The organism is Rhodococcus sp. FW305-130 (genome assembly GCF_058788335.1).
Window position 1 is genome coordinate 119,737 of the sequence record NZ_JBYTAP010000011.1, and the last position, 22,767, is coordinate 142,503.

Annotated in this window: 21 protein-coding genes; 11 read left to right on the forward strand and 10 right to left on the reverse strand. The window is 61.6% G+C overall.

The features are described 5' to 3' along the window. Positions 1–4: 4 nt before the first annotated feature. The 3 genes from AC3WQS_RS28610 to AC3WQS_RS28620 form a co-directional block, all read right to left on the reverse strand. On the reverse strand, positions 5–1,099 hold the full coding sequence (locus tag AC3WQS_RS28610) for a GGDEF domain-containing protein (protein ID WP_042953148.1): 1,095 nt from the start codon (positions 1,097–1,099) through the stop codon (positions 5–7). A 237-nt stretch (positions 1,100–1,336) separates the two neighbouring features. Continuing rightward, on the reverse strand, positions 1,337–2,476 hold the full coding sequence (locus AC3WQS_RS28615; protein ID WP_020971091.1) for a serine hydrolase domain-containing protein: 1,140 nt from the start codon (positions 2,474–2,476) through the stop codon (positions 1,337–1,339). A 104-nt stretch (positions 2,477–2,580) separates the two neighbouring features. Beyond that, positions 2,581–3,450, reverse strand: a complete 870-nt coding sequence (locus AC3WQS_RS28620; RefSeq protein ID WP_400819898.1) for an oxygenase MpaB family protein — start codon at positions 3,448–3,450, stop codon at positions 2,581–2,583. Between the two features lie 116 nt (positions 3,451–3,566). Here AC3WQS_RS28620 and AC3WQS_RS28625 point away from each other — a divergent pair, with 116 nt between their 5' ends. Next, on the forward strand, positions 3,567–4,187 hold the full coding sequence (locus AC3WQS_RS28625; protein WP_019745721.1) for a TetR/AcrR family transcriptional regulator: 621 nt from the start codon (positions 3,567–3,569) through the stop codon (positions 4,185–4,187). A 9-nt stretch (positions 4,188–4,196) separates the two neighbouring features. Here AC3WQS_RS28625 and AC3WQS_RS28630 read toward each other — a convergent pair whose 3' ends face one another. Together AC3WQS_RS28630 and AC3WQS_RS28635 are read right to left on the reverse strand one after the other, a co-directional pair. Next, a complete protein-coding gene (locus AC3WQS_RS28630) occupies positions 4,197–4,889 on the reverse strand; it encodes a GntR family transcriptional regulator (protein WP_019745722.1) in 693 nt (230 codons plus the stop codon). Positions 4,890–4,898: 9 nt separating this feature from the next. Beyond that, positions 4,899–6,041, reverse strand: a complete 1,143-nt coding sequence (locus AC3WQS_RS28635; RefSeq protein ID WP_492712585.1) for an acyl-CoA dehydrogenase family protein — start codon at positions 6,039–6,041, stop codon at positions 4,899–4,901. A 127-nt stretch (positions 6,042–6,168) separates the two neighbouring features. Here AC3WQS_RS28635 and AC3WQS_RS28640 point away from each other — a divergent pair, with 127 nt between their 5' ends. Next, positions 6,169–7,695 carry an aldehyde dehydrogenase family protein gene (locus AC3WQS_RS28640; RefSeq protein ID WP_492712584.1) on the forward strand — a complete coding sequence of 509 codons (1,527 nt, stop codon included), beginning with the start codon at positions 6,169–6,171 and terminating at the stop codon, positions 7,693–7,695. Positions 7,696–7,707: 12 nt separating this feature from the next. Here AC3WQS_RS28640 and sfnG read toward each other — a convergent pair whose 3' ends face one another. Beyond that, positions 7,708–8,832: a dimethylsulfone monooxygenase SfnG gene (gene sfnG / locus AC3WQS_RS28645; protein WP_024487492.1), complete on the reverse strand. Its 1,125-nt coding sequence runs from the start codon at positions 8,830–8,832 to the stop codon at positions 7,708–7,710. Between the two features lie 98 nt (positions 8,833–8,930). Here sfnG and AC3WQS_RS28650 point away from each other — a divergent pair, with 98 nt between their 5' ends. Then, positions 8,931–10,151 (forward strand): SfnB family sulfur acquisition oxidoreductase, encoded by a 1,221-nt coding sequence (locus AC3WQS_RS28650; protein WP_047888996.1) that lies wholly within the window; start codon positions 8,931–8,933, stop codon positions 10,149–10,151. Between the two features lie 6 nt (positions 10,152–10,157). On the opposite strand, the gene AC3WQS_RS28655 is transcribed toward AC3WQS_RS28650, so the two are convergent. Then, entirely contained in the window at positions 10,158–10,820 is a 663-nt protein-coding gene (locus AC3WQS_RS28655; RefSeq protein WP_021331743.1) for a TetR/AcrR family transcriptional regulator, read from the reverse strand. Positions 10,821–10,939: 119 nt separating this feature from the next. Here AC3WQS_RS28655 and AC3WQS_RS28660 point away from each other — a divergent pair, with 119 nt between their 5' ends. Together AC3WQS_RS28660 and AC3WQS_RS28665 are read left to right on the forward strand one after the other, a co-directional pair. After that, complete coding sequence (locus tag AC3WQS_RS28660; protein ID WP_020971099.1) at positions 10,940–12,334, forward strand: MFS transporter; 1,395 nt, start codon at positions 10,940–10,942, stop codon at positions 12,332–12,334. 6 nt (positions 12,335–12,340) lie between these two features. Continuing rightward, positions 12,341–13,336 (forward strand): ABC transporter substrate-binding protein, encoded by a 996-nt coding sequence (locus tag AC3WQS_RS28665; RefSeq protein WP_019745728.1) that lies wholly within the window; start codon positions 12,341–12,343, stop codon positions 13,334–13,336. On the opposite strand, the gene AC3WQS_RS28670 is transcribed toward AC3WQS_RS28665, so the two are convergent. Further along, a complete protein-coding gene (locus AC3WQS_RS28670; RefSeq protein WP_080909931.1) occupies positions 13,323–14,150 on the reverse strand; it encodes a helix-turn-helix domain-containing protein in 828 nt (275 codons plus the stop codon). The genes AC3WQS_RS28665 and AC3WQS_RS28670 overlap by 14 nt on opposite strands. A 139-nt stretch (positions 14,151–14,289) precedes the next feature. On the opposite strand from AC3WQS_RS28670, the gene AC3WQS_RS28675 reads away from it, so the two are divergent. From AC3WQS_RS28675 to AC3WQS_RS28690, 4 genes are all read left to right on the forward strand, one after another. Further along, positions 14,290–14,958, forward strand: coding sequence for a DsbA family protein (locus tag AC3WQS_RS28675; RefSeq protein WP_492712583.1), 669 nt, complete (start codon positions 14,290–14,292; stop codon positions 14,956–14,958). A gap of 145 nt (positions 14,959–15,103) precedes the next feature. Next, positions 15,104–15,535 carry a MarR family winged helix-turn-helix transcriptional regulator gene (locus AC3WQS_RS28680; RefSeq protein ID WP_019745731.1) on the forward strand — a complete coding sequence of 144 codons (432 nt, stop codon included), beginning with the start codon at positions 15,104–15,106 and terminating at the stop codon, positions 15,533–15,535. Positions 15,536–15,606: 71 nt separating this feature from the next. After that, on the forward strand, positions 15,607–16,065 hold the full coding sequence (locus AC3WQS_RS28685) for a MarR family winged helix-turn-helix transcriptional regulator (RefSeq protein WP_020971103.1): 459 nt from the start codon (positions 15,607–15,609) through the stop codon (positions 16,063–16,065). A gap of 105 nt (positions 16,066–16,170) precedes the next feature. Then, positions 16,171–17,778 (forward strand): DHA2 family efflux MFS transporter permease subunit, encoded by a 1,608-nt coding sequence (locus tag AC3WQS_RS28690; RefSeq protein ID WP_153211899.1) that lies wholly within the window; start codon positions 16,171–16,173, stop codon positions 17,776–17,778. Positions 17,779–17,851: 73 nt separating this feature from the next. On the opposite strand, the gene AC3WQS_RS28695 is transcribed toward AC3WQS_RS28690, so the two are convergent. Next, entirely contained in the window at positions 17,852–18,580 is a 729-nt protein-coding gene (locus tag AC3WQS_RS28695) for a YdcF family protein (protein WP_492712582.1), read from the reverse strand. A gap of 368 nt (positions 18,581–18,948) precedes the next feature. Next, a complete protein-coding gene (locus AC3WQS_RS28700; RefSeq protein WP_259118382.1) occupies positions 18,949–20,232 on the reverse strand; it encodes a PucR family transcriptional regulator in 1,284 nt (427 codons plus the stop codon). Positions 20,233–20,369: 137 nt separating this feature from the next. On the opposite strand from AC3WQS_RS28700, the gene AC3WQS_RS28705 reads away from it, so the two are divergent. Beyond that, positions 20,370–21,245 (forward strand): SGNH/GDSL hydrolase family protein, encoded by an 876-nt coding sequence (locus tag AC3WQS_RS28705; protein WP_322742050.1) that lies wholly within the window; start codon positions 20,370–20,372, stop codon positions 21,243–21,245. A 52-nt stretch (positions 21,246–21,297) separates the two neighbouring features. Next, positions 21,298–22,674, forward strand: a complete 1,377-nt coding sequence (locus tag AC3WQS_RS28710) for a spinster family MFS transporter (protein WP_020971108.1) — start codon at positions 21,298–21,300, stop codon at positions 22,672–22,674. Positions 22,675–22,767: the final 93 nt, after the last annotated feature.

Consider the following 22,767-nt stretch of genomic DNA (forward strand, 5'->3'; position numbering starts at 1 on the left):
CACATCAGACCAGGCTCGCCCGAACCTGGTTGCCACCTTCGCGCTTCGCTTCGTACATCACCGTGTCCGCGACGCGGAAGAGTTCGGCAAAGACTTCGTCGACGGACTCACCCGGATGCCGGGGCGCGGTGCGGACCGCCATTCCGATGCTCGCGCTCGTCGGTGGATCATCGGTCGCCCCGTCCATTGCCGAGCGGATCTGTCCTTCCAGCCTCGCTATCACGCTGACCGGCACCCGCTCGACCACGACGAACTCGTCACCGCCCACGCGGGCGGTCAGTGCAGCTTTGGTTGTCCACAGGCGAATACGCAGCGCCGTTCGCAGGATCGTGCTGTCCCCAACGTCGTGGCCGTAAACGTCGTTGATCGTCTTGAATCGGTCGAGATCGATCACCACTACGAGAACCGCGTCGGCCTCGGTCACCGGAGGCCCCATCAGATCCTTCACACGACGCGAAAGTCCGCGACGGTTGAGCAGACCGGTCAACGGGTCGATGTCGGAAGTAGTGGCGTCGGATCCCAGAACTGCCAGAACCATTTGGGACACCACGGGAATCACAATGATGGTGGCCATCACGACCGCGATTTTCGCCAACCCCAAGCCGACGTCCGCTGCTGGTCCGAACAACAAAGTCCACCCCGAAAGCACCGTGACAATCGAGGCGAAGACCAAGTGACCGACTTGGAGTTTCGGATTGTGGAAGAACGCAATATAGCCGCCGATCGACGCAAACACGACGCACGCGATGAGCCGTCCCATCGGTTCCGAGTCGGTTGCGGCGGCCGCCGCAATCGCAACGTCGGAACCCACGACAAAGGTGTACGACCACAGCGGCGTCGGCGGAAACAACCACCAGATCAGGGCCGCGCCGACGCACAGGACTATGACCATGAGATTGACCGCTCGCCAGAACGTACCTTGCGGACCGACGTCACTGAATCGCGCCGACAGCAACACCAACCCCATCCAGAGTGCCGTTCCGCCGACCAGCGCCCGGCAGGAAGTCAAGAACCCGCGGTCTTCGAGGTACCTGCTGAAACTATGGAACTGGTCCGGCAACTGCCACCAGCGCATGACAACTTCGACGAAACCCTTCATCGCCGGTCAGCCGATGCAGGTCTGCAACTTTCGGGCACACTTCGACGTAGCGGACAAGCTGATTTCCCCCCGGAGCACACTGGCATATCCGGCAGCATAGTCAGCTGCAGCAGACAAACCAACCGTTCCGCCGGATTAGCAATCGGGTCTATACCCAGCCCCCTCGGCTACTACTCAGCAAGGATTTGAGTAGCGCTTCGCCCTCCCTGTCATCTCGATCAAACGCAGTCACATCGATCAGCTCAGTGCGTCGTAGGCAGCCGATACGTACTGCGCCGATCTCTCGGAACCGAGCAGGCCCGGCCCCATCTTGTTCATCACGTACGAGAAGGTCATGCGCTTCTCGGTGTCGATGATGATCTGCGAGCCACCCCAACCTCCCCAGAAGCAGATTCGCCCCTCCGGAATGAACGGGACGGACTCGGGCGTCGGCAATCCGAATCCGACGCCGAAGCGGACCGGCACACCGAGGACGAGGTCGACCCCGTACGACTGCTCCTCGAAGATCTTGTCGATCGTTTCCTCCGACAGCAGGCGAACGTCACCGACCTTGCCACCGCACGCAATCACCGATTGGATCCTTGCGAGCGCCCTCGCATTCGAATGACCGTTGGCCGCACCGATCTCGGCGGCTCGCCACCCGTCGGTCCACGAACCTGTCGCGTCGGCCGGCGGCGCGGTGAAGGTCTTCACCATGATGTTGTCCATCCCGAGTGCCGCGATGTCGATCGGCAACGGCGGTGGCGCAATCACATTCGAGACTCGCCCGTATTCCGACTTCGGCAAGCCCAGGCGGAAATCAGCATCGAGCGGACCGGCTATTTCCTCGTCGATGAAGCGGCCGAGGGTTCGACCGTCGATGCGCCTGACGACCTCGCCGATCAGGTGGCCGTAGTTGAGGGCGTGATATCCGGATGCGGTACCCGGCTCCCACCACGGAGCCTGCGTCGCCAACCGGGCTGTGGCGTACGCGTCGTCGCAAATGTTCTCCAAGGTGAACGGTTGATCCCACCCCGAAACGCCTGATGTGTGCGACAACAGTTGCCGGACCTGAATACGGTCCTTACCCGCTGCTGCGAACTCGGGCCAGTACTGCGCGACCGGGGCATCGAGATCCAGCAACCCGCGGTCGACGAGCATGAGCGCGGCCAGTGCGGTCACGGTCTTGCTGCAGGACCAGACGTTGGTGACTGTGTCGCGGGCCCAAGGAGCAGTGTGCTCGACGTCGACCCAACCGCCCCACATGTCGACGACGGATTCGCCGTCGATCGTCAGTGCGATCGCTGCCCCGACGTCCTCGCCGGAATCGAGATTGCGTGCCAGCGCCTCCTTCAAGCCAGAGAATCGCTGGTCACATACGCCTTCGATGTTCGCCACTGACAGCCTCCACAGGAAAGTTAAAACTTGACGTCAACTTCAACTATGTTGAGTATGTGTCCGATTCACCTGTGGTGTCAATCACTTCAAGTGTCAGAGTCGGCTCAGACCAACGGGATTCCCTTGGCGATGCGCCGACGCAGATCCCAGAGATAGAAGTTATAGGGGAACATCCGCAGAATCTTCGGGCTGAACCGATTGACCAGCGCGGCGACGCGCATGGATCGGTCGAAGTTGCGCTGCTGACGCGCTGACCACGGGAGCCGCATTTCGTCACGAAAGGCCTGGGGCAGGAACCCTGTGGTGACAAATCGGTTGAGCGGACCGACCACGGGATGCAACAACTTCGGCGCGAAGGTCGCCGACGCGATCCCGTAGAGATGCTCACGAATCGTCTCGTCGATCGCCACCTTGTCGAGGTTCTCGTTCCAGTAGACCTCGAACGCATCCCGGTCCGCCGGCCACATGTCGCGTCGCATCTGAAGGGTTGTACCGAACGTGGCGCTTCGCTGATAGAACGCATCCTGGGTGACCGGATCGAGATCCCCGTACAAGATTTTGTAGACGTCCTCGAACCCTCGGTACAGGCAGGCGGCTACCCACAACTGCAGCTCGGGATCGAACGCGTTGTATTCGACCGCGCTGTTCTCATCGGAGCGAACGTGCTTGTGAGAGCCGTTGACTGCGCGTCGGTACAGCTTCTTTTCTTCGTCCGTCGCCAGGCTCGCGACGGCGAGATACGTCAGCGTCGTCCGGGTTCGCTTCACCGGATGCCGATCCAACCGACCCGTCTCGACCTTGCTCTCATACACGCCGTACCCCACCGCCGGGCGCGCCAACTGCATGATGACGTTGGCGCCTGCGGCCAACAGTCCGAGCCCGGACATCGCCTTTTCGACCTCGGCGTCGATGTCGACCGCCTGGACGCCGACCGCTCCGATGCCGCCCGTCACCGCTTCCTTGCGCCCGTCCATCGAATCCCTACTCACCGTCATGGCAGAACCCCTTCGAGTCGATATCTGCGAACGCACGTTCTCAGATGAGTGAAACGCCGAAATGCCGAGATGTCAAGCAATCTCGGGATGCAAAGATGGTCTTCATGAATGACCAACCGCGTTCGTACGGTGGCGTCGACGGCGCGCTCCGCGTAGCCCAACGACGAGAGACGCTGATCGAGGCCGGTCTGGAACTCATGGGCTCCGCCGAGCCCGAACTCACGGTCCGCGGAGTGTGCAAGAAGGCCGGTGTCGCGGCGCGGTACTTCTACGAGAGCTTCACCGATCGTGATGCTCTGATGTCGGCCGTCTACGACACCGTCATCACGGACATCGCCGTTTCAACCCAGGCCGCGGTGGACGCCGCCGAGACCGAACGAGGCAAGGCGCTCGCCGGAATCGCGAACATCGTCCGCACGATCGCGCAGGATCCCCGTCGCGGACGTCTACTGTTCTCCAGCGCCCTGACGAGCCCTGTCCTGGCCGAGAAACGACGAGCGTCGACGACGATATTCATCGGTCTCCTGGCCGCCAACGCCAAGACCTTCTACCGATTGAACGACAGCGGCCACTTGACGCTGACGGCAACCTTCCTGGTCGGCGGCCTGGCGCAGACCCTCAGTGCATGGCTGGACGGATACATCGACGTGACGGAAGAAGAACTGGTCGCCGAATGTGCAGCGATCCTGCTCGCTCCCGCCCTACCTCCGTCTTGAGCTCCTGATTCAGTCCCAGATCCCGATGTTGTCGAGGTGAGCGAGAAGTCGAGCAGCGCCGTCGGAGAACTGCAGACTCATCTGCGCGTCCACCTGTTCTCGATCGTGCTTCTCGAACGCCTCGATCAAAGCGTCGTGGCTCGATACCGCAAGCTCACCCCAGCCTGGATCCGTCGCGTAGAGACGAGCAGGGGTGTACCGAATCGCGCCGAACAGGAACCATGCCAGCTTCGCACCACCCGCAGCGCGATTGATCAAGCGGTGGAATTCGAATTCGCACTGCTCGATCGCAGCTGCATCCGAGGCGTCCACCGCCGCTCGCAAATCGGCGTTGAGTTCCGTGAGTTCCACCAGTTGATCAGCTGTGATGGTGTCCATCGCCCGCAAAGCCAGCTTGACTGCGATCTGCCCCTGCAACCAGAAGATGTCTTCGATGTCTTGGCGACTGAGGGGCGAGACGAGATAGCCGCGATGCGGAACCAACTCGACCATTCCCTCGCCGCGCAATGCGACGAGGGCTTCTCGCACCGGCGTCACGCTGACACCGAGGTCGGCTGCGGTTTCGTCCAATCTGACGAACTCGCCCGGACGCACAGCGCCGGACATGATCAGGTTACGAACGTGGTTGGCCACGTCCTCCGACAACTGTGGCCGTCTCCTCAGCTCAGATGTCGCCCTCCGAGTGCGTGCAGACGTTGCCACAACCGATCCTCACAGTCCGTACGTTTTGCCGATGATGTCTCGCTGAATCTCGTTGGTACCACCATAAATGGAGGACACAAGAGTCTTTCGCACATGGTGCTCCATGTCGAACTCAGTCGCGTAACCGTACCCACCCATCATCTGCATCCCCTCGAGCGCGACCTTCTTGGCGGTCTCGGTCAGCTTCAGCTTGGCCATCGACGCTTCCCGCGGGAACATCTTGGTCGGGTTGGCGTCGACCATTCGGGCAACGCTGTAGACCAGCAGACGGCCGCATTCGATCTCCGTGGCGAGATCCGCGATCCGGTGGCGAAGCGCCTGAAACGATCCGACCGGACGGCCGAACTGCTTACGTGTGGTGACGAATTCGAGGGTGTCGTCGAAAGCGCGCTGCGCGGTCCCGAGCATCATCGCCGCGAGGATGAGGCGTTCGATGTTGAGTCCGGCCATGAGTTGACGCCAGCCGTTGCTGACTTCCCCAACCACCGCGTCCTCGGGCAGGAATGTGTCGGTGAAGTAGAGATCGTTGACCTCCTTGCCGCCCATGGTGTCGATTCCACTGATCTTCAATCCGGAGATGTCGGCCGGGACATGGAACATCGTCAGGCCCTCATGCTTGCCTTCACCCCGGGATGTGCGAGCCACCAGAAGGATGTTCTCGGCGAAGTGCGCGTTGGAACACCACGTCTTCTGGCCGTTGATCAGCCACCCACCGTCGACCTTCTCGGCGCGGCAACTCAAATTTCCCACGTCGGAGCCTGCTTCGGGTTCGGACATCGAGATCGACTGCGACGCGCCACGGACGATCCCGCCGAGCACTGCCTCCTTCTGGGCCGGACTGCCGAACTTCTCGTATGCAGCCCCGGTGATGACGGTCGGGCCCAGTCCACCGATCGGCGCCATGCCCTTGGCTGCTTCCTCCAGGAAGATGCACAGGTCGACCGTACTTCCGGCAGATCCGCCGTATTCCTCCGGGACAGTCAGCCCGAGCCAACCCAATTCCGCCATCTTCTCGTAGAACGCCTGGTTGTGGTTATGGGCGCCATGATCGGTCAGCAGGTCTCGCTGCTCACGGGTACCACTTTCCTTCTTGCAGAACGACGCTACCGACTTGGCGAAATCAGACTGCTCCTGCGTGAAATCCATGTACATCGAAAACTCCCGAGTGAGATGAGGCTGGAGGCTTGTCGGAGCTCGGTCCGACGCATACTGTGACTACCAGCACAGTAAATCACATCACATATATGTGATGCACCGACATGTGGAGGATCTGAAGAACATGACAGAACAGCTCGGCCGCCAGAGCACGTCCACGTCGACAGATCCGAAATCGGACGATCACACCTTCGCGAGCCTCGACCCTCGCAACGATTCCGTGGTCGCGCAGCACCCCATTGCAGATCAGCAAGAGATCGAGAAAGCGGTCGCCGCAGCACGCGCGGCGTCGAAGTGGTGGGATCAACTCGGATTCCAAGGCCGCCGGAAGGTGCTCGGCAATTTCCGCGCCGCGATCGCCACTCACGCCGAATCGATGGCGGCGATCATTTCCGCCGAGACCGGAAAACCCAGCGACGACGCCCTTCTCGAAGTCATGCTGGCCGTCGAACATCTCGACTGGGCGGCACGCAACGCACAGAAAGTATTGCGCCGCAGACGCGTCGGTGCAGGACTGATCAGCGCCAACCAGTCTGCATCCGTCGGCTACCGGCCGATGGGCGTCGTCGGTGTGATCGGCCCCTGGAACTATCCGCTGTACACACCGATGGGTTCGATCGGCTACGCACTGGCCGCCGGCAACGCCGTCGTCTTCAAACCGAGCGAACTCTCACCAGGCGTCGGCGTCGAATTGGCCCGGCTGTGGAACATCGCCGCGCCCGGACACCCTGTCCTGCAGACCATTACCGGTGACGGAAAAACCGGTGCACTTCTGTGTTCGTCCGGTGTCGACAAGATCGCATTCACCGGCTCGACGGCTACCGCAAAGCGCGTGATGGCCGCCTGCGCGGACACCCTCACTCCCCTGGTCGCCGAATGCGGCGGCAAGGACGCCATGTTGGTGGACTCCGACGCCAATCTCGATGCGGCCGTGAGCTTCGCTGCATTCGGGGCAGTGGGCAACGGCGGACAAACCTGTGCCGGCGTCGAACGAATCTACGTCGCAGCGCCCGTGTACGACGCCTTCTTGTCAAAGCTCACCGCCGCGCTACGAGACGCCCACGCCGGCGCCACCGACAGCTCGACCTACGGGCCGATGACGCTGGGAAAGCAGACTGCGATAGTCCGGGGCCAGATCGAAGACGCTCTCAGTCGCGGCGCGAAAGCTGTACTCGGCGGACTTGATTCGTTCAACGGTCCGTTCATCGATCCGATCATCCTGACGGATGTTCCGGAGGATTCCACGGCGATCACCGAGGAAACGTTCGGCCCGAGCGTCGTGGTGAACAAGGTCGCCGACATGAACGAGGGGATCGAGCGTGCCAATGCGTCGAAGTACGGCTTGGGCGCCTCGGTGTTCACCAAGAGTTCGTCGAAGGGTCGAGCGATTGCCGAGAAGCTCGAATGCGGCGTCGTCACGGTCAATTCGGTTCTCGGATTCGCCGGAATCGCCGCCCTGCCGTTCGGCGGGGTCGGCGATTCCGGGTTCGGGCGTATCCACGGAGCCGATGGGCTGCGTGAGTTCAGCAGTGTGAAATCACTGGCCGTTCAGAAATTCAGCGCTCCGTTGGACCTGCTGACCATCGAACGAAAAGCTCGGGACATGAAGATCTCTCGTTGGATGCTGGTGAAGCGCCACGCAAAGTCCTGAGAGGCCAGGCGATCAGCCGGCGGTGACGAGCACCTGCTCGTCACTGTCGGCTGCTTCGAGTTCACGAACCAGCGGGAGCACCTTGGCCCCGAAGTACTCGATCTCTTCCTGGAAGTGCAGGAATCCGCCGAGAATCAGATCGACACCGCGACGGCGATATTCGACGATCCGATGGGCGATCTGTTCCGGCGTGCCGATCAGTTGTGAGCGGAAGCCGTCGTTGTACTGAACCAAGTCCTCGAACGTCGAATCTGCCCACATCCCGTCCTTGGACGAGGTCGACGCGCCGGCTTGTTGGACTGCATTCTTGAAACCCTCGACTGCGGGACGGTTCGCCTTGGCGATGATCTCGCGCAGCGTGTCTTTTGCTTCGGCCTCGGTGTCGCGGGCGATGATGAACCCGTTGAGTCCGAACTTGACCTCCCGATCGTTCTCGCGAGCAACACGGCGGACGTCGACCAACTGTTCGGTGACGCCGTCGTAGTCCTTGCCGTTACTGAAGTACCAATCCGAATAGCGACCGGCGTTCTCACGGGCTGCCGCCGAGTTACCACCTTGGAACAGTTCGGGATTGGGTCGCTCCGGAGTGTTCAGGGGCTTAGGCTTCAACGTGAAGTCGTGAATGCGGTAGAAGTCGCCGCGGAAATCGACGTCGTCCTCGGTCCAGATCTTCCGAAGAACCTGAAGGAACTCGGCGCTACGCCGATAGCGCTCGTCGTGCTCGAGCCACGGCTCGCCCAGATGAGTGAACTCGTCCTTGAACCAACCACTGACGACGTTGACGGCGAATCGACCGTTCGACAGGTGGTCAGCGGTAGCGCCCAGTTTCGCCAACACTGCCGGCTGCCAGAGTCCGGGATGCACGGCGGCGATGACCTTGAGCTTCTCGGTGGCCAGGAGCAGCGCAAGGCTGAAACTCGTGGATTCGTGCTGGAACTCGGCACCGTAGCTCGCCTCGTAACGAACCTGACTCAGGGCGTACTCGAAGCCGTTGTTCTCGGCGGTCTGCGCCAACTTCTTGTTGTACTCGTAGTCCCAACTGGTCCGCTGCTCGATGTCGGAGGTGACCAGACCACCACTGACATTGGGCACCCAGTAGGCGAACTTGATCTCGTCGGCGATACGTTCAGTAGACATGAAATCCAGCAAACATGCAGTTCCCGGGGGTTTCCAGGGTAGCGATCACACAGGTTGTAAGTGTTGGGTGGGTGCTGCGACTGTGAAACGGTGGCAGCATGACTGCTGTGGACATTCAGGAGATCGCGCACCGCATCACCAGTGAAGACGAGGCGCTCTCGGTAGCGTCACAGCTGTCCGACGAGTTCGCGGCAGGTGCCGGCGTCCGCGATGCGCAGCGCCTCCTTCCCCACGACGAGGTTCGCACCCTGGCGCAGTCCGGTCTGCTGGGGCTCTCGGTGCCGAAGGAGTTCGGTGGCATCGACGCGAGCACCGAGACGTTGGCCGAGGTCTTCCGCCTACTCGCCGAGGGCGATCCCAGCATCGCGCAGATTCCGCACAGCCACTTCACTTTCCTGGAAGCGCTCCGGTACCAGGGGTCTAACGAGCAGAAGCAGTTCTTCTACGCCGAGGCGTTGTCGGGTAAGCAGTTCGCCAACGCCCAGAGCGAGCGCGGCAACAAGACCATCGACATCGACGGCACGACTCTCACACCCGACGGGGAAGACTTTGTGCTCGAAGGTCGAAAATTCTATTGCACAGGAGCGCTTTTCGCAGATTGGATTGTGGTGCGTGCCGCCAATGCGGATCAGTTCACCGAGACCGGCGCACAGGTGAAATCCGCGGTCTACCTACCCCGGAATACTCCCGGACTGTCGATCGTCGACGACTGGGACGGCATGGGGCAGAAGACAACTGCGAGCGGAACCGTGACACTCGAATCCGTGTCGGTGCCGCGGTTCAACGTCGTACCCTTCACATCGTTGTTCACTCACCCGACCACCTACGGGGCACAGGCCCAGATTCTGCACGCCGCGATCGACACGGGCATAGCGTCGGCCGCATTGCGTGAATCCGTGAAACTCGCAGCAAAGGCGCGGCCCTTCTTCGAGGCGAAAGTCGATACAGCGGTGGAGGATCCACTGCTCGTTCAACTCGCCGGCGAAGCGGCAATCGAGGTTCGCGCTGCCAGATCCCTCTTGGCGGAAGCGGCGCGATCGATCGACGTGGCGCGTCGTAATCCCACCGAGGACTCCACGGCCCGAGCATCCATCGACGCTGCAACTGCCAAAGTGGTCGGTGCCAGGGCGTCATTGGCGGCCACGAGCACGCTGTTCGAGATCGGTGGCACGAGAAGCGCGGGCGAATCAGCGAACCTCTCGCGATTCTGGCGTGACGCACGCACGCATACTCTGCACGATCCGACGAGGTGGAAGGTCCAACACATCGGCCGCTGGACGCTGTCGGGGACAATCCCACCGAGGCACGGGCTGTTGTAAACACTCTCAGTCGGAATTTGTGTATCCACTGATCAAGACCTCGAGACCTTCCAGGTAACTCTCAGTCGTCGTCCCTCCCGGCCAGTCCTCGAGCACCTCACTGAGTACCGGCAGTTTCTCGGGACCGATTTCTCGGATCTTGACCGCGAGAGGTGACACACTGCCTTCCGGTCGTGTGGTGGTGTCGTAGATGTTGAGCAGTGCACCGAGTGTGTAGTTCCACAGCGCTCGATAGACCAACAGTGCGCGGCGCGGCGACATCCCGAGTTCGACACACGCGGCCATGGCCCGATCGACCAAGACCACAGCGCCGCTCCCGCCGCGCCCACCTCGCTGAAGCAACTCGATGATCCAGCGCTCCGATGCCAGCGTTTCGAAGATCGCGGTGAAGATCATGCGAAGCCGTTCGACCTGATCCTGCGGCAGGACCAGCGCGCCGAGATCTTGCGAGTACACATCGAGAACCGCGCTGATCAGCTGTTCCTTGTCGCCCACGTGCCGGTACAGCGCCATCGGGGTGGTGCCGAGCGACTTCGCCAACGCGCGCATGCTCAACGCGTCGGCGCCGCCGGACTGGAGTTGCCGTTTCGCCTCGTCGACTATCTGCTCCGACGTGATCGTCGGGGGACGTCCGAGCCGCGGTGATCTCGGTTCCATCTTTTCGGCCATCCGTCGATTGTGCGCGCCCCTGCTACGACGCTCTCGCCCGGGGAACCCCTTGCATCTCAGTCGTCAGCAAGGTAAACCTAACTACTTATGAGAACGCGTATACAAATTAGGTACCTGCAATGACAACAACAACTCGAGCGGTAGCTGCACCGGCTCTGGTCCTCACAGCCGCCGCGGCAGCGCAGTTCCTGGTGGCCTTCGACATGTCGGTCATCAACGTCGCACTGCCAGACATCCAGGAATCGCTGAACTTTTCCGACGCCGGGCTGTCCTGGGTCGTCAACGCGTACGCCCTCGCCTTCGGCGGACTACTGCTTCTCGGCGGTCGCCTGTGCGACGTGATGGGCACTCGTCGAGTTCTGGTTTCCGGGCTTCTGCTGTTCGCCCTCGTCAGCATCGTCGGCACCTTCTCCGTGTCCGCCGAAATGCTTGTCGGAGCTCGGGCGCTTCAAGGCGTCGGCGCTGCACTGATCGCGCCGGCCGGGCTCGCTGCCCTCAGTCAGGCCTTTCCCACCGGACGCGCCAGGGCCAAGGCATTCGGCATCGGCGCAATGTCATCAGCACTGGGCGGCGCACTCGGTGTCGTCTTGAGCGGCATTTTGACCGAAGGGCTCAGTTGGCGATGGGTGATGTTCGCCGGCGCACCGGTGGCCCTGATCGCCGCGGTCGCAGGTGCCCGTGGCCTGCCGGCCGGCCAAGCCGCCCGAGGTGGCTCCCTCGATCTCCCCGGAGCCATCTTGGCGACGGCCGGAATCACCGCCCTTGTCGGCACAGTGATCGCCACGGAATCACATTCCTGGACTTCGGGTTACGTGCTGGGTGGATTCGCACTCACGGTCGTCCTGCTGACTGCCTTTGTCGTAGTCGAAAGCCGCTGCGCCACACCACTGGTACGACTGTCCACCCTGCTTCGACCCCGAATCGGACTGGCCAACGCCATCATGTGCCTGGTGTGTGCGGCCCAGTTCAGCGCGTTCTTCTTCGTCTCACTCTTCCTGCAACGCGGGCTGGGCTATTCACCGACCACCACCGGTCTGGCTTTCCTGCCTTTCTGCTTCGGCCTGGTGATCGGCATCCTCGCGTCCACCAAACTCCTTCCGCGCTACGGAGTTCGACCGCTGCTCGTGGTCGGAACAGCAGTCGCCGCAATCGGGACTTTCATGTTTTCGACCATGAACCTCGACAGCCCCTTCTGGGCCGTCATCCTGGTGCCTTCGCTTCTGGCAAGCATCGGCATCGGTCTGTCGTTCATGCCGCTCAGTAACGTCGCCACCGCCGACGCTCCCCCCGAAGAAGTCGGCATGGCATCAGGGCTACTGAGCACATCGCGTCAGATCGGCGGTTCACTCGGACTAGCCGTTCTCGTGAGCGTCGCCGCTTCCTCGACGGCGCACTCGGACAGCGCACCGACCGAAGCACTGGTTTCCGGATACTCCCAAGCCCTCTTCGTCTGCTCCGGCCTACTGCTGGCCGGCACCCTCCTGTCCTTCTTCTTCCCACGAATGGATCGTTGACCTCAGATGTTCACCACCCGAACCGCATTCGGCATCGTCTCGGCGCTTCTCCTCACCGTTGCCGGCGCAAGCGCGTGCAGCAGCTCCGCCGAGTCCGAAACCGCTTCTGCAACTCGCTCCGTCACACACGAACTCGGCACCGTCGAAGTTCCGGCCTCACCGCAGCGCATTCTCGCGCTCGACGAGTACGCGGGGCTGAGTGCACTCGCACTCGGCGTGAAGCCCACCGTCGTCTACAGCACCCTGCGATCGGACGTCGCCAAGTCGATTCTGCGCGAGCAGGGCGTCGAAGTTCTCGACAAGCCGACTTTCTTCGCCAACCCCGCCGTCGAAGAGATCGCGTCCGTCGAACCCGATGAGATCCTGATGAGCAATGCCGGTCCACTACCGAGCCTGTTCGCGCAGATCAATTCCGTGGCGCCAACCTTGGTCCTCCCGTACTCGGCGCCGTGGCGTGATGTGCTCGAACAAGCTGGGGCACAGCTCGATCGAGGCAGCGAAGCAACCGCCATGATCGGAAAGCTGGAATCCGGCCTCGAAGACGTCAAGTCCGCGGCTGCCGGCCAGAGCCTTGCGATCCTTCTCGGCTACAGCGGAAACCTGTTCACTGTGCCACCGACCACTCCCATCTCCACACTGGTCACCGAGGCCGGATTCACCAGGCCGGTATCGGAAGTCAACGCGACCAACAATCAAGACACCGGCACGATTTCGCCCGTCTCACCTGAACTCCTACCCGAGCATGCGGCGCAGACCGTCGCCGTACTTTCCGGGCAGCAGTACGACGCATCCATCGTGCGAAACACTCCACTGTTCGACAACCTGACACCCGACCCGGCGCACGCATTGGACGTCAGCGGCGATCTCTGGTTCGGCAGCCATCCTTTTGCCATCTACTGGATCATCCAGGATCTGGACGGCATCGCACATGGCAAGGGGCAGAACAGCATCGGAACCCTCGACAGCGCCGACGCGCGATGGGCGGCGTTCAGCGCGCTCTGACGTCCTGACGGAAGGTCAGCGGAGAAACACCCACCCGGGTGGCGAAGAATTTTGTGAAGTTCGCAGAATCGTCGAACCCCAGCTTCGACGCCACCTGGGTGACCGTGTCCGTGCCGAAAGACAGCAGACGTTTCGCTTCGAGCACCACACGCTGATCGATGTACTGCTTTGCCGTCATTCCGGCAGCAGCTCGGGTAGCCCGCAATACAGTCTTCTCGGAGTACCCGATCTTGTTGGCGTACTCCGAAACCGAACGGACTGTGGCGAAGTCACGTTCCACAACGGCATGAAACCTTTCGAACACGTCATTGTGTGCCAGCACGGAACTCTGTTCCTGTCCACCGAGGTGGGTCAGTTTCAACAGAATTGCCGTCAACGTGTGCCGCAGAATGGCCGCGCGAACGACCGGCGCAGAAGTATCCGGACAACCGTAATTCAAGTTCAGGTGTTTCATACCCGTGCTGATGGTCTCGAGGTTCTCGCCGGACAACTGCCACGCTGCCTGCCGACTGTGAGCGTTCCCGTCCAACAACTGCTGGCTGACGGCATCGAGCGACGAGGGTGTGAACAGAACAACCATCGCCTCGAAATCCTCGATTCGCCCCCACTGTTGCACCTGCCCCGGTCTGACCCAGAACACGGTCCCCGGGCTCACCGCGTAGTTGACGAAGTCGATGGTGTGTAGCGCCGAACCCTCGGTCACCAGCGCGAGTAAGTGAAACTGCGGGCGTTGGGGGCCGACGAACTCTGCACTACCCCCGTTGATGCGAATGGTGTCCAGGCTGAGTACTTCGATCTCGGTCGCGTCAGCCACCGAAGACGCGTACCCGACGTCCCGGACGGGTACTTGTCTGTTTTTCACTAGTTCGGGACTCATCTTCACCGTGACCGAATACCCGAATGCGACATACCGTCAGAGTATCAATCAGTTCGCGCTCGGATAGGAATCAACAGTGCAATCGACAGGCTCGAAAACAGCAGGCACGACGCAACTCACCTACGTCTTCGACGCCTATTGCGGGTGGTGTTTCGGCTTCGGCCCTGCGTTGACGGAGTTCGTCCGTCAAAATGCCGATTCCATCAACTTGTCCGTGGTCAGCGGCGGACTGTTCACTGGTGAACGCGTCGCACCCATGTCTTCGGCTCCGTACCTGAAATCAGCCAACGCCACCATCGCAGCCCAGACCGGCGCCGCTTTCGGTGACGGATATTCACAACTGGTGTCTGACGGGCGGTTCGTCATGGATTCGACGGATGCTGCGATCGGACTCGCCGCGCTTCGCACACAAGATCCGACTCGCGCACTCGACATCGCGGGGGCCATGCAGACCGCGTTCTACCGAGACGGTCGCAGCCTCTCCGATCCCGAGACCTACCGCGCCATAGCGAAATCGCTCGGGCTCGACCCATCTGCCGCAGTGTCTTCCCTGTTCACCGCAGATTCGAAGGACGCCGCCCGCGCCGATTTCGTCCGGGCACGCAGGCTCGGCGCCACTTCGTTTCCGACGCTGCTGTTCCACGGGAGCGACGGGTCCGTCGTGAAATTCGGTTCTCCGACCAGTACAGCGGCCGATCTCACCCGCGACCTGAACACGTGCGTGCGGGCGTATGAGGTGGGTTGACCCACCCACTTTCCGAGCGAAAGGTACGTTCAGCGCCTTCAGTACGCCGAACGTACCTTTCGCTCAGCGTGACTTCACCCAAATCACTCCGGCCCCCCTTCTGGTTTGATGAACACCGAACGAATCGCACCAAAGGGGAACGACAGTGGTTTCAGATCCGATCACGGGCCTGGAGATGGAACTTGCCGACATGTGGCAACGAGGACGCGCCCAGGCGCGCACCTATGCGCGTGCAATTCATCCCAAACTCGATCCGGCGCTCTACCCGGTTCTTGTCATCCTGAACCGTTCCGATGCCGTGCGGATGTCCGACCTGATCTCCACGCTCGATATCGAGAAGTCCACCCTGACCAGGCAAATTGATGCCGCAGCTCGGCTCGGCCTGGTGGAACGGATCCCCGACCCCGACGACGCTCGCGCGAAGCTGGTGACCCTGACCCCTGAGGCTCGGACGAAGCTCACGACGATCCGTAATCATCAGATCGATCGTTGGCGCGCCCGACTCGCAAAATGGGAAACTGACGACATCACCACGCTGACGGCCTTGCTGCACCGACTGGGCAGTTCCGAGGACTGACAACAAAGTAGTTGTGCAGTGCAACCAACTTGATCTATAGTTGCAAATATCAACTATTCGAGGGGGTGGCCGTGATCACTCACGACAGTGCCGAGGCAATCCTCGACAACCTTCGCGCCCTAGTCCGGCGCCACCGCGAGGTTTCGTCGACCGGCTCACGCCAACTGTCCCCCGGCATGTTGCCGGACCCACTGGGCGCCCTCCTCTCGCAGTTGTCGGCCGCAGATTCCACGAGATCGACGGATCTGGCGGAAAAGTTGAGAGTGACAGTCTCGACACTGAGCAGACAGATCACACACGCCGAATCTTGTGGATACATTCAGCGGCGACCGGACCCGGACGATGGACGGGCATCGCTCCTGTCCTTGACTCCACTCGGCGTCCAGACCCTGGTCTTCCATCGCCGCGCCCAGGCGCAGCGACTCATCGACCATCTCGACGGATGGACCGAAGAGGACGCCGTCGACGTCGCATGTGCACTCGATCGACTACGACGCTCGACCTGCCCAGAGTCCCACGCGGCGCACTGACCGACGCTGCACGATCAGATCGAATCATTCTCCGATGCAAGGATATTCATGACTTCTTTCACGTCTACCGACGTTCCACCACCTCAGTCATCGACCGATGCGCCGATGACCCACAAGCAGAAGATCGAGGCACTTGTCGGGCTCCTACTCGGCATGTTCGTCGCATTCCTGTCATCGACGATCGTCTCGAATGCACTCCCCACCATCATCACCGAACTACACGGCACCCAGGATCAGTACACCTGGGTCGTGACGGCAACGCTGTTGGCTTCCACCGCAACAACTCCCATTTGGGGCAAGTTCTCGGATCTGGTGAGTAAGAAGCTGTTGGTCCAGCTGTCCATCACGCTGTTCACGATCGGCTCGATACTTGCGGGCATGTCGCAATCGGTCGGCATGCTGATCGGTTTCCGCGCTGTTCAGGGACTGGGCCTCGGCGGCTTGCAAGCCCTCGTGATCATCGTGATCGCGGCGATGTTCAGCCCGCGTGAGCGTGGTCGATACCAGGGACCGATCGCAGCCGTCATGTCCGTCGCGACAGTCGCCGGCCCGCTGATCGGCGGCCTGATCGTGGACACTAGTTGGCTCGGCTGGCGCTGGACGTTCTTCGTCGGCGTGCCGCTGGCAGTCATCGCATTGATCGTCGTGCAGCGTACGTTGAACCTCCCGATCGTCAAGAAGGACGTCAGCATCGACTACGTCGGTGCAACCCTCATTGCCGCCGGTGTCAGCACTCTTTTGATCTGGGTCACTTTGGCAGGTAAGAACTTCGAGTGGGCTTCTGCGATGTCGTTCTTCCTCGTCGGACTCGGCGTGGTGCTGCTCGCCGCAGCGCTGTGGGTGGAAAGCAAGGTCAAGGAACCCATCATTCCGCTCCGCCTCTTCCGAGATCGGACTACCACGCTGGCAACACTGGCAAGCATCGCCGTCGGCGTCGCAATGTTCGGCGGAGCAGTGTTCTTGGGTCAGTACTTCCAGATTGCCCGCGGCTACTCTCCCACTGCCGCAGGTCTTCTGACACTGCCCATGGTGATCGGTTCCATGCTCTCCGCCGGCCTGTCCGGGGCAATGATCACGAAGTTCGGGCGCTGGAAGGGCTTCCTGATCGCCGGTGCCGTCGCAATGTCGGCAGGCTTCTTCCTCCTCTCGACCATCGATCACGCGACGCCGATGTTCTGGGTCGGACTGTTCCTCTTCGTGCTCGGCGCCGGGATGGGCATGGTGATGCAGAATCTTGTTCTCGCAGTTCAGAACACCGTCGCGCCTAGCGATCTCGGCACCGCAAGTTCGACGGTCTCGTTCTTCCGCTCACTCGGCGGCGCGGCAGGCGTGTCCGTCCTCGGCGCAGTGCTCTCCACTCACGTTGCAGATCTGACGACCAAGGGCCTCAGCGCAATCGGGGTCGATCTGAGTGCGTCCGGAGGATCCGGCGCAGGGCTGTCGAACCTCAACGAACTACCCGAAGCGATCCATGATGTGGTCCGCGCTGCGTACGGCGATGCCACCGCACGGGTCTTCCTCATCGCCGGAATCCTGGCTCTGTTGAGTCTGATCGCGATCGCCTTCATCAGGGAGAAGGCGCTTCGGACGGAAAGTGGTGACGAGCAACTCCTGGCGAAGATCGCCGTTCCCGGTGAGATCGATTCCGACACCGTCGATGCCGAACTTGCGCTTCTGACCGAAGGTGACGACGAGTTGCAACGACGCAAGTAGCACCCAGAAACAGTTCCGCGTACCGTCCGGGTGATTCCGGCGGTACGCGGAACTGTATGGGCAGCTGGGTGCGTCAGGTCGCAGCGATCACGCCTGCGACCGGGATCCGGCCGAGAACTGCAACCCGGAAGTCCACCATCGCGCGTTCCACGTGATTGGCGCTCGAGACCACAACCACGCCCGTTGCTCCTCGATCGGCGAGAATCCGCGCAGAGTTGAGCGCGTTCTCCACTGTGGACCACGACGTTCCTTCTTCGGTGATCCGGCCCGGGTCGACGCCGTTGGCGACGAGCCACTCGCGCATCGCCCTGGCTTCCGTCACTCCGGCCTTCGGGGCCCCACCGCTCGTGATGATCGGAGACTGCGGGTACTGACGAGCCAGCTGCAGCGCCGCCTGAAGTCGGTCGACCAGCATCGGACGCATCGTGCCGTCGTCGAAGAGGCCGGCGCCCAAGACGACGATGTTGGTACCCACCGGGTTGAGGTCGAGCAGCACGGGCGACTGGCGCGTCAGCGTCTCAGCACTCGTGCACGCAAGGATGAGAGACCGCACCGGCGTCTGGCAGCCGCCGACAGTCGACAAGATACCGTTGACGACCGTGGTCGGCGTGATGTCGGCGCTCGCTGTCGCCGGCGAAACGCCCACGCCAGCTGCGGCGATCACCGAAGCAGCGATCAATCCCTTCGTCACAGACCTGCGAACATTTGCCATGTAGCCGAACCCCCAGATTGTCGGTTGTCCAGCACACGGTAGCGAACATTTCGCCACGGTTGCATCATTTGACTCAAATTTACTGTTCACTGACCGTCACACAGACTAAACATAAATATTGGGCAACAATTCGGGTTCGAAACCGTCATCTACCAGCATCTCGAATCTACGCGCCCGCCGCATTACCTATCTGAGCAGCAGAGTCACCGAGAAGGTTGACAACGCGGAACGGCAACAATTCGTTGTCACAGATCACGATGTTGCATCCAGGTGTTCCTGCCCCGTCCCGGCCGAGGTGTCGAAGATCAATTCAGGGTTCGCGAAACCGACAAGCTCTGCCGGGTCTCGACGGGCGGACCACCCTAACCGTGTGTGGGTGGCCCGACATACGGCGCCTGGCCATGTCTCCTCACCCGATCGCCGGCCCTCCGGCTCGTTCACCGAGAACCACAGACGCATCACGTTTGGGAAGAGTCCGCCTCCATACCGATTGCGCGACGCGCTCCCAGCGCCATGGTGACTTGCACAAGATCCTTCGGAGACGACAGGTCAAGTCCCGTCAGGGAACTCGCCTTTCGCAGGCGGTACACCACTGTGTTCGGATGTACGTGTAGCTGCCGGGCGGTGGCGGCTCGATCGAATCCGGAGTCGATGAAAGATTCGAGCGTCTCGAGTACCGCGCTATCGGACTCCAACGGCAACAACACATCTGCGAGTATCGGCAGCGCAGCACTGAAGCGGGTCAGTTGATACTCCACTGCAAGATCCTCGAGACGGACGACCCCACTGGTGCGTCCGTACTTTCGGGCAACGTTCAGCACCTCGCGCGCCTGCGTGACGGCCGCTGGAATTGCCGTGGGCGCCGCGACGTGTACAGCGGCAACCGTCGATGCACCGATGACCTTCTCGAGATCACCCAAACGTCGACACAATGACAAATACTGCGGACTCGACGCCCAGTTTCCCTCTGCGGGTTCCGATTCCACAATGGGAATCAGTACGGCTCCGCCGCTGCTCCCGAGCACCCCGAGGGCTTTGTCACGCCCCACCTGATCGAGCTCTCGTTGCAGGTGGCGCACCTTCCTCCGCTCGGCGACGGCAGTGTCCACCTCGGTCGAGGACTCGTCGTCATTCCGCTCGACGTGCAGCGCCACCACCCAGTACAGGCGCGCCAACCTGATCCCCACCTCGTCGGAGACCCGATCCACGTCGACACCCGTCGAAAGTGCTACGAACAGGGACCTTCGCGCCGAATCCTCGTCCGTCTGAGTGGCGTGGTCGGAACCGTAGCCGGCAAGAACCGCGGACGTGGAGGCCGCGGTGTAAGCATTCAAGAGTCGTCCGGTGCGAGCCAGCGCAACTCCGTCTTCCGGAACCGCCCATTCGCTGATCGTCTCCCACCACAACCCTGCTGCCAGGTGATATGCGCGCAGTACCTCACTGAGCGGAACCAATTCCTGCGCCCGTTGACGAGCCGATTCGCTGATGTCGGCGAGCAACTCGGGCGCCAGATCTGCGCCCGTCCGGAGCATCGAAATGAACAGTTCCAAATTTCGCCTCACGATGGTCGTCACGTCGTTACGCAACGCCTCGTCCGGAAGCAACCGGTAAAAGGTGACGTCGCGGTGGACCAGATCGACCGTCGCATTGACCAGCGGATGGGTGCGTTGCGCCAATCGGTCGGCTAGAGATCTGCCGCCAACCACTATCGGTTCGAGCGGCAGATCTTTGTTTCCTGACACAAAACCCTCCACAGAATTGAATTGCCACCACAAGGCCGACCTGCCTTTTTCCTATCACTATGTAACCCACGCCACTCTCGAATTCACAATCAGCGGCGTACCTGGAAGTCCCACCTTCGACCAAATAGGAGCCTCGAGTGACGTGGAAAACGCACAGCGCAGCCATTCTGGCAGGCGTCGTGGCTGCCGGTTCGATCGCGGCACTCGGGACCGGTGTGTCACATGCCGAAACGCATGCCGGCCCCATCCAATACGTCGCTCTCGGCGATTCCGCGGCGGCCGGCCCGCTGGTCGCCGAACAAGATTCATCGGCGCCGGGCTGCCTACGATCACTAGGCAACTACCCTTCCGTGGTGGCGCAAAGACTCGACGCTCACCTCACGGATGTGACCTGCTCGTCGGCGCGATCCGCCAACGTCACGGACACCGCACAATCGACGTTCTCCGGTCAAGTACCGCCGCAGGAAACAGCATTGGGGCCCGATACCGACCTCGTCACCATCACAATCGGCGCCAACGACATCTCGTTGTTCCCGACAGTTCTGAGCTGCGTAAATCCTCTCCCCGAACCCACCGGAACGTCCTGCCGTGACAAGTTCACCGCAGGCGGCGTCGACCAACAGCGACAGTTGGTCGAAAATGCCTCCGCAGGTTGGAGTTCCATGCTCGAATCGGTTCGCGACCGGGCGCCCTCGGCGCGCATCGTCGTGATCGGATACGGAACATACATCGCCGCTGACGGATGCCCCGGCACCCAGCCGTTCTGGCCGCGCGACGCCGACTATCTCCAGAGTGTGATCGACTACGGCAACACGGTCATGGCAGCAACGGCGGCCCGTCACGGCGTCGAGTACATCGACATCACCGAAGCCACTGCCGGGCATGACATCTGCACTGACCCTGCCACTGCTTACTACACCGGAATCGTCCCTACCCAGCCGGCGGTTCCACTGCATCCCACTGCGGCCGGGATGCAGGCGATCGGCAAAACCGTCGCCGACGCTCTGTCCTGAGCCTCTCCCCCAACACAATTCATTCAGCACTCGCGAAAAGAGTGGAACAATCATGTCAATTCAACGAGACGCTCCGCCGCTGCCGTCCATCGACGGCGCCCCTGTCGGAACACGCGACAAACTTCTCGGCGGCACACTCGTCGCACTGTTTCTCGCAAACATGCTCAACTTCTTCGACCGGGCGATCCCCTCGGTCGTTGCCGAGCCGATCAAGAACGAGTTTTCGCTCAGCGACTTGCAATTGGGATTGATCACCTCTGCATTCACCCTCGTCTACGCAGTCGCAGGTCTGCCTCTGGGCCGGTTGGCCGACACGAAGAACCGTCCCAAGATCATCGGGATCGGACTCCTGGTGTGGAGCGGACTGACGGCAGCAACCGGTGCCGCCGGCAGCTATGTGCTGTTCATCCTCGCGCGTCTAGGCGTCGGTGTGGGCGAAGCGACCTTTACACCCGCAGCCAACTCGATGATCGGTGATATCTACCCGGCAGAACGACGCTCACGCGCACTTGGTGTCTTCATGCTCGGTTTGCCGATTGGCCTCATGCTCGCCTACTTCACCGTCGGCAAGATCGCCGAGGCATTCGACAGCTGGCGTGCACCGTTCTTCCTCGCGGCGATTCCCGGTGTCCTGCTGGCAGTCGTGCTCTACCGCATGGCAGATCCGGTTCGTGGTGGTTCCGAAAGTCCGGAGGCCCGCGCAGCCGCTGTTTCACAGGCACCGATCACCCGTCCGATCCGTCGTCTGCTCGCAATTCCCACGCTTCGTTGGCTCATCCTTGCCGGACTGACGTTCAACTTCGCCGCCTACGCAGTGAATTCGTTTGTCGTCCCGCTTCTGATGCGCCAGTACCACCTGAAACTGACTGCTGCGGCATCGGTCACCGGCATCATCGTCGGAATCACGGGCCTCATCGGATTGCTTCTCGGCGCTCGCTACGCTGACAAGGCCAGCGCACGCTCACCGCGCGCGCGGTTGATGATCGGTGTCGGAACCTCGGCATTGGCAGCACCTTTGACGGCACTGGCACTGTTGCAGCACGGCGGGAACGTCGTGATGTTCACGCTCTTGTTCTCGGCCGGGTGGTTGTTGGCCTACGGCTTCTACATCAGCGTCTACCCTGCCATTCACGACGTCGTGGTTCCCAGGCTCCGAGGCACTGCGACGGCGTTGTTCTTCGCTGCCATGTATCTTCTCGGCGGATTCTCGGGACCAGTTGCCGTGGGCGCGATTTCGGACTGGTTCGCCAAGCGTGCGCTTGCCGATGCCGGTACCGGGAAGTTGGCTCAGTACGCCGGCGACGGGTTGAACTCGGCCATGTATCTCGTGCCGATCATGTTGGCGCTCACTGCGGTATTCATCTACCTGGCCACTCGCACTGTCGGCAAGGACGCCGCGCGTATGCAAGCGGAGCTGAGCCAGGCCTGACCCAGGAGTTCACGGCGGTGGGGGGGGGGGGGGGGGGGGGGGGGGGGGGGGGGGGGGGGGGGGGGGGGGGGGGGGGGGGGGGGGGGGGGGGGG

What these genes read in the sequence shown, in the direction of transcription:
- AC3WQS_RS28655 (WP_021331743.1), bottom strand. Translation starts at nt 10,820, where the DNA reads ATGGCCGAAAAGATGGAACCGAGATCACCGCGGCTCGGACGTCCCCCG.
- AC3WQS_RS28690 (WP_153211899.1), top strand. Translation starts at nt 16,171, where the DNA reads ATGACCCACAAGCAGAAGATCGAGGCACTTGTCGGGCTCCTACTCGGC.
- AC3WQS_RS28710 (WP_020971108.1), top strand. Translation starts at nt 21,298, where the DNA reads ATGTCAATTCAACGAGACGCTCCGCCGCTGCCGTCCATCGACGGCGCC.
- AC3WQS_RS28665 (WP_019745728.1), top strand. Translation starts at nt 12,341, where the DNA reads ATGTTCACCACCCGAACCGCATTCGGCATCGTCTCGGCGCTTCTCCTC.
- AC3WQS_RS28650 (WP_047888996.1), top strand. Translation starts at nt 8,931, where the DNA reads ATGACTGCTGTGGACATTCAGGAGATCGCGCACCGCATCACCAGTGAA.
- AC3WQS_RS28610 (WP_042953148.1), bottom strand. Translation starts at nt 1,099, where the DNA reads ATGAAGGGTTTCGTCGAAGTTGTCATGCGCTGGTGGCAGTTGCCGGAC.
- sfnG (WP_024487492.1), bottom strand. Translation starts at nt 8,832, where the DNA reads ATGTCTACTGAACGTATCGCCGACGAGATCAAGTTCGCCTACTGGGTG.
- AC3WQS_RS28620 (WP_400819898.1), bottom strand. Translation starts at nt 3,450, where the DNA reads ATGGACGGGCGCAAGGAAGCGGTGACGGGCGGCATCGGAGCGGTCGGC.
- AC3WQS_RS28625 (WP_019745721.1), top strand. Translation starts at nt 3,567, where the DNA reads ATGGTCTTCATGAATGACCAACCGCGTTCGTACGGTGGCGTCGACGGC.
- AC3WQS_RS28660 (WP_020971099.1), top strand. Translation starts at nt 10,940, where the DNA reads ATGACAACAACAACTCGAGCGGTAGCTGCACCGGCTCTGGTCCTCACA.
- AC3WQS_RS28635 (WP_492712585.1), bottom strand. Translation starts at nt 6,041, where the DNA reads ATGTACATGGATTTCACGCAGGAGCAGTCTGATTTCGCCAAGTCGGTA.
- AC3WQS_RS28640 (WP_492712584.1), top strand. Translation starts at nt 6,169, where the DNA reads ATGACAGAACAGCTCGGCCGCCAGAGCACGTCCACGTCGACAGATCCG.